This window comes from Pedobacter sp. AC190, from assembly GCF_979258025.1.
In genome coordinates this window covers 3,256,764-3,268,599 of sequence record NZ_OZ409824.1, presented here as the reverse complement: position 1 = coordinate 3,268,599, position 11,836 = coordinate 3,256,764, and the positions used below count along the sequence as shown (strand labels likewise).

General features: G+C 36.0%; 10 protein-coding genes and 1 tRNA gene. 6 read left to right on the top strand and 5 right to left on the bottom strand.

Annotated elements, in window-relative coordinates:
* Positions 1–5: 5 nt before the first annotated feature.
* The 3 genes from ACZZZI_RS14340 (at position 6) to ACZZZI_RS14330 (ending at position 6,377) form a co-directional block, all read left to right on the top strand.
* Positions 6–1,343, top strand: a complete 1,338-nt coding sequence (locus tag ACZZZI_RS14340; protein WP_463489780.1) for a hypothetical protein — start codon at positions 6–8, stop codon at positions 1,341–1,343.
* 83 nt (positions 1,344–1,426) lie between these two features.
* Positions 1,427–6,070, top strand: coding sequence for a hypothetical protein (locus ACZZZI_RS14335; RefSeq protein ID WP_463489779.1), 4,644 nt, complete (start codon positions 1,427–1,429; stop codon positions 6,068–6,070).
* A gap of 10 nt (positions 6,071–6,080) precedes the next feature.
* Positions 6,081–6,377 carry a hypothetical protein gene (locus ACZZZI_RS14330; RefSeq protein WP_463489778.1) on the top strand — a complete coding sequence of 99 codons (297 nt, stop codon included), beginning with the start codon at positions 6,081–6,083 and terminating at the stop codon, positions 6,375–6,377.
* A 61-nt stretch (positions 6,378–6,438) separates the two neighbouring features.
* Here ACZZZI_RS14330 and ACZZZI_RS14325 read toward each other — a convergent pair whose 3' ends face one another.
* Positions 6,439–6,684: a hypothetical protein gene (locus ACZZZI_RS14325; RefSeq protein ID WP_463489777.1), complete on the bottom strand. Its 246-nt coding sequence runs from the start codon at positions 6,682–6,684 to the stop codon at positions 6,439–6,441.
* Positions 6,685–6,724: 40 nt separating this feature from the next.
* Here ACZZZI_RS14325 and ACZZZI_RS14320 point away from each other — a divergent pair, with 40 nt between their 5' ends.
* The 3 genes from ACZZZI_RS14320 to ACZZZI_RS14310 are packed head-to-tail and all read left to right on the top strand — an operon-like array spanning position 6,725 to position 8,544.
* Positions 6,725–7,408, top strand: a complete 684-nt coding sequence (locus ACZZZI_RS14320; protein ID WP_463489776.1) for a C40 family peptidase — start codon at positions 6,725–6,727, stop codon at positions 7,406–7,408.
* A 13-nt stretch (positions 7,409–7,421) separates the two neighbouring features.
* A complete protein-coding gene (locus tag ACZZZI_RS14315; RefSeq protein WP_463489775.1) occupies positions 7,422–7,745 on the top strand; it encodes a hypothetical protein in 324 nt (107 codons plus the stop codon).
* A gap of 1 nt (position 7,746) precedes the next feature.
* Positions 7,747–8,544, top strand: a complete 798-nt coding sequence (locus tag ACZZZI_RS14310; protein ID WP_463489774.1) for a hypothetical protein — start codon at positions 7,747–7,749, stop codon at positions 8,542–8,544.
* A 148-nt stretch (positions 8,545–8,692) separates the two neighbouring features.
* Here ACZZZI_RS14310 and ACZZZI_RS14305 read toward each other — a convergent pair whose 3' ends face one another.
* From ACZZZI_RS14305 to ACZZZI_RS14290, 4 genes are all read right to left on the bottom strand, one after another.
* Positions 8,693–9,985: a tyrosine-type recombinase/integrase gene (locus ACZZZI_RS14305; RefSeq protein ID WP_463489773.1), complete on the bottom strand. Its 1,293-nt coding sequence runs from the start codon at positions 9,983–9,985 to the stop codon at positions 8,693–8,695.
* Between the two features lie 102 nt (positions 9,986–10,087).
* A tRNA-Ala gene (locus ACZZZI_RS14300) sits at positions 10,088–10,161 on the bottom strand.
* Between the two features lie 321 nt (positions 10,162–10,482).
* A complete protein-coding gene (locus ACZZZI_RS14295; RefSeq protein ID WP_463489772.1) occupies positions 10,483–11,130 on the bottom strand; it encodes a CatA-like O-acetyltransferase in 648 nt (215 codons plus the stop codon).
* Positions 11,127–11,822 carry an HAD family hydrolase gene (locus tag ACZZZI_RS14290; protein ID WP_316756517.1) on the bottom strand — a complete coding sequence of 232 codons (696 nt, stop codon included), beginning with the start codon at positions 11,820–11,822 and terminating at the stop codon, positions 11,127–11,129. Before ACZZZI_RS14290 ends, ACZZZI_RS14295 begins: the two co-directional genes overlap by 4 nt.
* Positions 11,823–11,836 lie beyond the last annotated feature (14 nt).

The window sequence follows — 11,836 nt, the reverse complement described above, 5'->3', positions numbered from 1 at the left end:
AAATTATGAAAAGATCAATTTTACTCTCAATTGCCTTGCTGACAATATCTGTCGGTTCGATGGCTCAAACAATCACGTACCAGAAACAAAAATTAAATTATGTAAAGGTTGGTGATATTACCGTAACAGTTAATGATGGGAAACAAACAAAGATCCTATTTAAAAACATGCCAGCCATGCCTACCGCCACTCAAGTTCTAGCAGAATATACAAAGTTATTAGCTACTCCTCCAGTTGTTGTGCCGCCACCTGTTAACATGATTGCGGTTACACCTGTTAGTGGAAAAACTATCGATTTGGGAGCATTAACAAAGAATGTAATTGTTAAGCCAGGGGTTTACGACAATGTTTATTTTACTTTTCAAAGTGCTGATAATGTTACTATCGATTTTACAGGAGTGACTTTCAAAAATTCAGTTGTAGAAGTTGGAGGGGGTAATAATGTTGTCCTATTAAATTTAACCTTTGATAAACAGAAATATAGACCATTGAGGTTTGATTTCGGTTTGAATAACCTTACTATAAAAGGCTTTACTTTCATTGATTGCGATGATTATGTAATTAGTTCAAATGGTAATAAGCAATATAATGGCAGCGATGGGACGCTTAATAAAGGCCTTAAAATATTGAATTCAATATTCGATAATTGTGGATCCATTAATCTAGGGAATTCTCTGGATGTTAACACTGGCGAAGACAGAGGCTTATTCAAAGATGTTGAGATTGCTTACAATACTTTCAAAAATTCTAGCCCTGGATCAGCCGTAAGTATGTCAAATGTTTGGAATTACGATGTACATCATAACATTGTTGATAATTTCAACACAATCAATGATCTACACAATGGGGTATTTTTCATGCAGGGTAACGGAAAGTTTCATGATAACAAATTAACCAACTATCAGGGAAATAGTATTCGCATGTGGCTGTATTCGAGAGGATCAACACCTTTTACAAATGAAGTTTACAATAACGTTTGCTTCAATACCCGCAAATACGGAGCTTTTGAGTTACAACAATTCGCTCGTAATATTTGGAATGGCAAAAGCACATTCGCAAATGCCAAAGTATTTAACAATACAGTTGGCCAAATGAATACTGGAAAAAACTGGGAAGGGCAAGTTTTAGACCTTTACGATATTTCGGGGACACTTGAATATTATAATAATCTAGGATTTAATTTAAACACTGTTAAATATCAATCAAGTGTTACCAATATGATAAACAATATGGGAAACACGAAGATTGTTAAAGAAGAGAATAATAAATATTTCATTAACAAAAATGATGCTGTCAATGAGGATTTATTATCGAAAGTTTCAAGTATAGGCGCAAGTAAGTAAACAATCATTTTTTATTTAAGCAAAAACATATCTTTTAGATATGTTTTTGCTTATTTTTGTTTTATAATAATCACAGTATTCAAATGATAAACTCGCTAGATATTTATAGACAAGGTGTCAAAATAGCCACTATTGACATAGATGAGAGTACTGTTTTTAATGGCAAGTTACCAGGAACGGAATTAATCTCCTGCCCTATCAAAAGCCTGCAGCTTCTTAATCTTCAAGAGGAAGACTATATCATTCACAGAGGAGCAGCCTACAAGATCAGAATATTGCCAGAGTTCAGTAAAGACAGCGAAAGTTTAGCTAGAAGTTATAAAATTGATTTCTTGGCTCGTTTCTATGATTTACTAGATGTCTATGTTCAGCATTTAGGAGCACATACCTTTCCTCTATACGGTAATGCTCGTGCTCAATTGCAAATGGTTATTGATAGTGCCAATTTATCCGATTCGGGGTGGATAGTCGGCAATGTTGATTTAACTAATGATAAGTTATTGAACTATGACTGGACTTTCGCCAGACCTGCACTAGATCAAATTGCTGAAGCATTCGGTTTAGAGTGGAATGCCGTGGGGACAACGATCAACATGGTTGCTTCAACTGGGAAAAACACTGGTTTAACTTTTGAATTAGGCCGTGGCGAAGGATTACATCAGATAACCCGATCAAGCGATACTTCGAAAGAAAAAATTAATAGAGTTTACGGAATTGGAGGTACAAGAAATATAGATTCTACTTACCGTAATGGCCAAGAGCCAAATTTAGTTTTTGAAGAGAGGTATGTTGAAACACCTGGTGTTACAGCTGGAACGGAACGTGTTCGTATGGGCAAATATGAGAATCTAGAAATTTACCCTCGCTTTGAAGGTATTGTTTCAAATCCTGTATTTGTAACTACTGGAGGTAAAATAACGAGTGCCACTATACAAGACCCAAACATCGATTTTGATTTGATGTTGATCTTACAGGATGGGGTGAAACCAAAGGTATCATTCTTAACTGGTCCAGTAACAGGAGTGGATTTTGAAATATCATCATTCAACTTTGCAACAAAGACAATTTCATTAGTTCCGTTTACAGATACATCAGGATATTATTTTCCATCGCCTACAAGCAAGCCAGAAGTTGGAAATAAGTTTACGTTTATCGATGTCCGAATGCCAGCTTCATATAAGATTCTCGCTGAAAGCAAATTAAAAGCTGAATCTAATAAATATCTTAATGAAAATAAGTTACAGAGATTAATCTATGGTGTAAAACCTGATGAAAAGCACTTACGAGATAATGCTATTGTTTTAAATTGTGGTGATAGAGCGAAACTAATAGATGTTGACTTCGGGGTAAACGAAATTCTAAGATTCACCGAGATAAGCTATCCTTTAGTAAACGAGTTTGATGTTACTGGAATAATCGGTAATGAAATTGTTTATGATCAGGTTGTAAAACAATATGCCGCAGTATTGAATAATACTAAACAGATTGCAACTGTCACTGCTCAAGGAATTATCCAGTCAAAAAGATCGGCTAAGGATTTACGAGCGTTAGAGGGAAGTATTTTCGACACTGAAGGAATGTTTGATTCTGACAAATTCAATGTTGGTGTGCTTACTGCTGTCCTTGGTATTTTCGGTGTAAAGTCTCAAAACTTTGTTTTAAGTGATGTGAGAATGGTCGACAATTTCGGAGGTAATCCTAATGCGGTTACTATTTCTGGAGGCCAATTAATACATTTAGAAATAACAAACGCTGGAGCAGGAGGTGATACATGGACCATGACCTCATCGAGCCTATCATCTTTACTTAGTTCTTCATTTTATTACATCTACGCTAAATGTAGCAAAGTGTCACAAGTTGGAAGTTGGGTAATTACTATTGATCAAATTAAACCTGATGATTTACCAGGTTTCTACCATTTTCTTGCTGGTGTAATTTATCCAGTAAATAATGGTTTCAGAGATAGTGAATTTACTTACGGCATAACTGATATCACTGGAAACAGAATTAAAACTGGCATCATTGCTGGCCGTAATGGTTCCGTCGAAATTAATTTGGAAACTGGTAATATTAAAGGGGATATCACTTTCTCGGGTAGTTCTCTTGCAAACATCAACAACATATCAAGTGCGGCTAACACTGGTGTTGCCAATGCTGCAACTGCGTTAGGGGTTGCCAATAATGCAGCAAACGCCGCAAGTGTTGCGCAATCATCTGCAAATACAGCCAATACCTTGTTAGCAAATATCGCAAATGATAATATTTTAGCAGCATCCGAGAAACCAAATGTACTTAAAGAATATAACATTATTGTTGGTGAAGTATCGATAATACAATCGCAGGCGAATCAATATTCTCTATCACATTCAACTTATACCGCTAATTATAATGCTTTAATAAATTATCTAAATCCTCTGCTTAGTGCAATGGGATCGGATGATGTTATCAATGGAGCTACTTTCAGACAGTATTTCACGAATTACTACAATGAAAAAGTATCATTATTAAGTGCAATATCCGTTAAGGCTAAACAGCTCGCTGATACAGCACAAAATTCTGCTAGTACTGCAATAAATAATGCCCAGATTGTCCAGAACAATTTAACTTCAATTCAAAATAGCTTAGGTGGTCTTGCTTATAAATCTGCTGTCGAATTAGCCCAGTTAGGTTCGACCATAATAAGTGGTGGTTATATTAAGACCTCCTTAATTGAAACTAATGCGTTGATCATTTCGGGGAGTTTAGCCACTCAAACTTACGCGAATAGTCAAGCAAATAGTGCTTTATCATCAGCGCAAAGTTATGCATCCTCAGTTGCAACAACTGCTGGTAATAACGCTTTATCGGCGGCTCAAATTTATGCATTGTCACAGGTTAACGCAATCCAAATAGGTGGTGTTAACACATTTAGTTCTACAACTCCTTTGGGTATTGCAAATATGGGTTACGCTTCTAATATTAAAGCGGGCGATTCAGGGGGCTATCCTATAACTAATGGTATTGGTTCTTTAGGTGTACCAACAGGAAACGGAGAAATAAGAATTTCAAATGTTATTACTTCAAATGGGGAGTGGACTGTATCGGGCCGTTGGATCGCAAATGGCCCGTGGACTGTATATGTTGATATTTGCGACGAAGGACAACAGGGATTAAATGTTACCACTGCCTACACAAATTTTAAATTTACTGTCAATGTTACAAATTATAATTCAAATCCATCAGTTTACAATTTTGTAGATTTTCAAGGCATACCCCATGTATATTTCAATATAAGTGATTTAAAAATTGAGAAAGGGAATAAAGCTACAGCTTGGAGCCCAGCGCAATCTGATGTGAATTTAAATGCTCAAAACTTAGCAAATTCAGCTTTATCTTCGGCTCAATCTTATGCAGATACAAAAGCTATAGCTACAATTAATGCCGCTCAATCTTATGCAGATAGTGTTGCTACTTCAAAAGCTAACATTGCACAAACATCGGCCATTTCCTCTGCATCAGCAGATGCCACCGCGAAAGCAAACGCAGCACAATCGGCCGCCGTTTCGGCCTCTCAAACTTTAATTAATAGTATTCAAGTTGGCGGTGTAAATACTTTTGGTAAAACTAAATCGGTTGTTGGAATTAGCGGCATGGTTAATCCATTAAATATTCCAAATGGTACTGATCCAAGCGGCACACACATTAATAATGGTATTTTTGCTGTTGGTTCACAAGGATCAACAAACGGAGTTGTTAGGGTTAACGATGTTATTACTTCAAATGGTTCTTGGACTGTATCGGGGCAAATGAGTAGTAACGGGGCAATGACAATTCAAGCAAGCGGTTGCGATGGCCCAGGATATAGCACTACTTCATTTAGTTATAATCCTTCTACTCTTAATAGTTGGGTTAATTTTAGTTTAACTTTTAATGTCACACAATTTGACTTAAATGGCAATACAAATTATAGGTTTATAGATTTCTTTTACATAGGTTGGCAGTATTTCAGAATACAAAATTTAAAAGTTGAAAAAGGAACTAAAGCAACTGATTACAGCCCATCAATAGAAGATACACAGGCTTTAATTGATGCCGCCCAAGCCACGGCAAATAACGCTGTAACTGCTTACAATAATTTAACCTCCAGCCTTAAATCTTTAGCGTTTCAGGATGTTGTTGAACTTTCCAAATTAGGTTCAACCGTAATTAATGGTGGCATGTTAAGTAACACGCTTATTGATACAAATTACATTAGGACAAATGTGATCAATGCTGGATATGTAGAAGCGTTAGATGTTGTTTCAAAAAATATCCGCACTGCAACAAGCGGAAACAAACGAGTTGAAATTACTCAGTCAACTAACAGTATAATATTTTACAATGCAGCAAATGAGCAGCTCGTTAGAATCGACGACAACTTAGCAGTTGAAAGTCCTGGCAATGCCATCACACCTGCAACCTATGGAGCTGGCATAAGAATCGGTCAAAGCGGTGCTACCACTTCTTTAAGTCGTTATGGATTATCTGTGACAAGTCCTAATGGAGACCTTTATCCAAAGACATTTATTGGTACAGTTGGAAGCGGCTACACTGGCTTTGCATCAATTGATGTAGAGGGAGGATTTAATGTAAAAAATTTAGAGCATTATTTTGGAGGCACAGGTAAAGGCGATTTTAAATTGGTTGCTGGGAATGTATTAGACTATAACGGCAATCAGATAAATGTACTGTTGGTTGTGCCACTATAACTTATTAATCATGAAAAAAACGAAAATAAATTTTAACGAAATCCCTCGCTTTATAGATTTAAGTGGAGAGGATAGCACTCCTGAAAATCGCTCATTGGTATTAGCTAATGGAATTTTTAAGGGAGTGACTACAGTAGAGTTATCAACTCAACTTGACCCAATTGTAAAAGCTTTATCGCGAGGCGAGGATGTTTATGTAACTGACGATGAAATTAAAGTAATGTCAGAAATTCTCGCACAAATAAAGCTTTACGTGCCCTGGTGTCAAAAAATGATTTTGGATTATTTAAACAATAAAATAGATTAAAATGGAAGTTACATCAACAACAACAAAATCCTATGCTTCTGACAAGGTTGGCGCATGGAATTTAGTATGAATTCGAATCAGCAAATGGAGCAAAACCAAATGGTGTTCGAGTTACTGGAGACAATGGCGCAGGTGGCTTCATCAATGCTGATATTTCCACAGCTAATAGCAATATCAGTCTCGGAGGTGGAGCCTCATTCGATCTGGAAACAGCAGGAAGTATTTTAACGAGTGTTGCGGATATTAACGCTTCATTTGAGCCAAAAACTGGAAAATAAAGAGTTGATATTTTTTTAGTCAAAAACATATCTTTTGGATATGTTTTTGACTACTTTTGAGTTACAATTATGAATGGTAAACAAGTTTTAATAATCGCAAAAAAATACATTGGATCGCCTTACGTTCTAGGAGCCTATGTTCCTAAAAATAATGCAAATTATGATGGTGCATTTGATTGTGCCGAGTACGTAGCTTACATGAATTACCAAACTTTTGCAATCCTTTATGGCACTGAGCTTAATAATTTCAGCAGAAAATTAAGTGACGATGCTTACACAGGCTACTTAGATAGAGATGCAAAGAAAAAAGGAACTATCATCTCAGTTGAACAGGCGGCTAGAACACCTGGTGCAATATTACTAAGAGTTGCAACGGGATCTTCAATTGGCCACACTGCTCTATCACAAGGTAACGGTAAAACCTATGAGGCACATTCAACTAAAACTGGTTGCATCGAATCAAAAGTTGATGGAAGGCGCTGGAGCTATGGCATTCTGTTGCCAGGGGTGGAATATGAAGAGCTTGTAACCGTAAAAACACAAGCGCCTATCCTTGTTTACCGATTGAAAACACCATTTATGCGAGATGCATATGTCGGCAAAATTCAAAAGGCATTGGGATTAGCTCCAGATAATGTCTATGGACCAAAAACACAATCTGCAGTTGTTGCCTATCAAAAATTAAAAGGTCTGGTAATGGATGGTGAAGTTATGCCTGGAGGGGAAACATCTCGATTACTCAAAATAAACTAATACAAATTTAATAATGCAGAATCTACCTAAAATCGGCTTTAATCAAGTTTTAAAATCGCCTCAAACCTACATGCTAATGGTAGCTGTTTCGTTGTTATGGTTTTTTGTGAATCAATTTACGGGTAGCTCTGATCAGGACAATAAAAACTGCCAGACAGAGAAAGCCGAGCTAAGAAAAGAGCTTAATCAAGCACGAGCTGATAAAGATGCATTAACAACCGCTCTACTGATCAAAAACGGAATAATTTTCAAACAGGAACAGGATAAACGAGAGCTAGATTCAGCTTTGAGAGATGGTCCTGGTAAAAAAGCAAAGCAAATAATTAAAGAAAAATAATATGAAAAATTTTAAATTTTATTTGATTATTGGAGTGTTATTCATTTTCATAATCGGACTTGGCAAACTTTATTTTAACGAAAAGAATAAGGCACAAGGTTTACAGAATGCAAAAGAAAATGTAAATAAGAAGATTCAAACCGAAGCGAAAGAGATATCAAGGAAGGTAGACGAAAAAGGGTTGGAAACTGTCTTATTTGATATCACCAATAACAAAGCAAAGAGCCCTGATGATGTCAGGATTGATTCTGATACAAAAGGAATAATTGATACTACGGCTTTAGCATTAGATATTAGAACGAAGCAACTTAAGGAGGTAACAGTAATTAGTGCCACGTTAAAAGCTGAAAATCTACAATTAAAATCCAGAATTGATTCATTGAAACGTCCATTCTATACTTGGTCGGGTAATGGGTTAAATCTGAGATTTAACCCTCCTTCAGACTCATCTAGTATTGCAACTGCTGATATTAATGGAAGAATAAACTTAACAGCTGCTCAGGCCTTTAAAAAAACTTGGTTCTTAGGAAAAGAAAAGACTTTACTTTCAATAAAATCTGACAACCCATTTATCACCATTGATAAGGTTAATTACATTGGATTTGATCGAGAACCATCACCTTTTAATCTCGAAGCAAAAGCGAAAGTTAATTACAATAAAATATTCGGAGCTTCCAGTGGCCCATCACTAAAAATAAAACTCGGCAAGTTCGATGTTGAAGGAGACTATCAATACTATATAAATAATAAAGCATGGACGTGGGGAGTATCTGGATCTTATAGTTTAGTCAAGTTCTAAAATATTTGTTTGTTGTTATGGAAACCAGCTGTCGTGAGATACCTGGTTTTTTTTATGATTTATAAATACTATTTTTACGGCGTTGTTGTGATTATTCAGTTTGCTGACTGATGTTAATCGCATCGAAGCCCGACTTGCTGGTCGGGCTTTATTCTTTTATATAATCTAAAACTTTCCTGTTTGCATCATCAATAATGGACCAGTCAGTCTCAATGTAAACATCAGTGATTGTTCCTATTGCATCGACATGGTTAAGAGCTTTGCCAATGATATCCTTATCAATATTGCATTTGTTTCTGGCAATAGTTGCCCATGCATGCCTTAAGAAAACGGAAGTCAACTCTTTATCGATGTTCGCCTGCGTAGCAACTTGCTTAAGACCATCGTTTACAGCCTTATTGAAATTACGCTCATTGGCATATCTCCTGTAAAATGAGAATACTTTTTTACTGTCTTCATCCCTATACTTCTCAATCAACTCCGCTGCCTCTGGCTCAACCTTAATTGAGATATACGCATCGTCTGCCCTCTCCCCCCTTGTCTTCCTTCTGTTGTAGGAAATTCGACCATTCTCAAATTTATTTATGTGGAATATATCGGTCGTATTCATTCCTATTAAATAGAAACACAACAAACCAACGTCTCGCCCCAGCTCCAATAAACTTCCCTTTTTGGAATTCGAGTAATCAACTTGCATTATAGCATTTATTTCCTCTTTTGTGAGGTTACGTTTCTTGGTTTTGGGCGCATTACCAATCTTGTATTTCCTGAATGGATAATGCTTAATTACTATTTCACCAGTGTCCTCGTCATTGTATTGCCTGATTGCTTCATTAAAAATGGTTCTTAAGTCCTTCATGTAATGAAACACACCAGCGTCCGTGGCAGCTGGCTTAGTCAGCTCTTTAGCAACTCCATGTTGATTATTTCGGATCATCTTACGTTCAGACTTTAGAAATGACTCCCACGCAACCAAAAACTTGTAATTGATTTCGGAGATATCAACGACAGGTCTCTTGAAGTAATCCTCTATAGAATTAATGATGGCATTGTAGGTCATTGCTTTAGAATCGCGGCCTTCCTTTTTAATTTTAGTAATGTAATCTCTTGCGAATTGTACAAAGTTCACTTTTGTTGAATCCTCTTTAGGCTTTTTTTCAAACTTGTTTTCCAGATGAAGTTTCAGTTCTGAAGCGGTCATAGAGAAGACGCTCATGCCTAATGCGGTTACTTCGTTTCTATAATTTTTCAGAATTTCATTCACAGCATCTAAAACATGATCGTCTTTTATTTCGAGTTTTTTATTGAGCTGCCCTTTAACTACAAAAATAGCAGTATTGAGAAATTTTATTCCACGCTGATGTGTCAGCCTGATCTTAACATTCCATGTTCCATCATTTTTCTTTTGGTCAGATCTTATTAATGCTTTGAAAGTAGACATTTCAGTAAACTATTGGTAAACAAATATGTATAATGGTACAAAAATGATTGTTCTTTTGAAAATAAAAAAGCCGATCCAAACTAATGAATCGGCTTTTGCGGGTGGAGAATGCCGGATTCGAACCGGCCGCCTCTTCACTGCCAGCGAAGCGCTCTAGCCAAATGAGCTAATCCCCCAAAGGATTTGAATCGTTAACAATTTAAATTATCAACTTGGGCAAAAATAGTAAATAGTTTGTCTAAAGCAAATGAAAATTGATCTTTAAACTTAAGGCAAACCCCGCAGCTACACTACAAATAGCCAATGCAGAAGATAAAGGATAGTTTATGAATAAAAAAAAAGCAGGAAGGCAGCCATTAACAAAACTATAAAAAAACATAAATGCTTTATAAATGGTGCCCATACAAAGCATCGAAACCGCAAGCAAAATAAATGCAAGAATGGCGATAATGGTTAGAAACATTAACCGAATGTAAAGCCCTTCTGTTACTTAACTATTAATCTTCTATTAATTCAGCAATTTTTTTGTTTAAGAATTCCTGATAAAGATCTGCGAACTGCGAAACATGAAATCCATCCATTAGCGCATGATTTGCATGAATAGAAATGCCCATAATTTTTTTTCCGTTTTCATCTCTAACCTTTCCAAAAGAAATTTTGGGGCAGCTATCTTTGTAAGAGAAATTACGGGCGTGCGAAAGCGAAGTAAAATTTAACCAGGGTAAAGCCGAATAGTGTATTACATTTTCTCCTGATGACGAAGGGATTAATCCTGTTGTATTTTCTACTTTTTCAATTTCTATTAAAGCGTGTTTTCTGAATTCAGAAAAGTCTTTATAAAAATCCATGTAGCCAAAACCAAATGTCCCGTTTCCTCGGTTAATGGTTGCGGCAGCATTAACTTCATTGTATTTCCAAACTTCGCCATCTATAATACGATATTTAAAATTCTCGATTTGGTTAGCTGCCAGAAGCGATTTATGCAAGTACATTAAAAAAAAAGAAACCCCTAAATCTTTTGCTTCCTTATAAGTTGAGGTACAATCAAAATCTACAGTAATACCGAAAAAGGGCTCTTCAAATGCGTTGAAAAAGTTAAAATGGTCTTTTCTTAACCAGTTGTTCAGATCTATTTTTTCTTTCATATAATTAATTTTGGTAAAACATCAGATAGGCTTTCCATCTGGTAAAAATTTGGGTGTTCAATGGTATGTTCAATATGTTCGTGTACCCAGGTGGTGTGGTAAGGAATATGCGCCGCATGGCCACCTATATTTAAAACGGGTAAAACATCCGATTTCAAAGAATTTCCAAGCATTAAAAACTCGCTTGGTTTGCAGTCGAGGTGCTTTAACAGTTTTGTATAATCACTTTCTTGTTTATCGCTCATAATTTCTATATGGTGAAAATAATGATCTAAACCAGATTTAGTAAGCTTACGTTGCTGATCGAGTAAATCGCCTTTTGTTGCTACAACTAATTTGTATTTCCCGAATAATGTCTTTAAAACTTCTTCAACCCCATCGAGTAATTCTACAGGTTTATTTAACATTTCCTGCCCTAATTGTATGGCTTTATTTATTATTTCTGGATTAACATTTCCATCAGAAACCCGCAAAACGGTTTCAATCATACTTAACATAAAGCCTTTAATACCATAACCATAAAGTGGTAAATTGGCGATTTCCGTTTTATACAATTCGGCTACGATACTATGGTGCGGCATAAAATCTTCTAACAAACCAGCAAATTGTTCTTCCGTTTCTCTGAAATAAGGTTCGTTTACCCAAAGTGTGTCATCAGCATCAAAAGCGATTACGCTAATCTTATTGTTCATTGTTATGATTACTT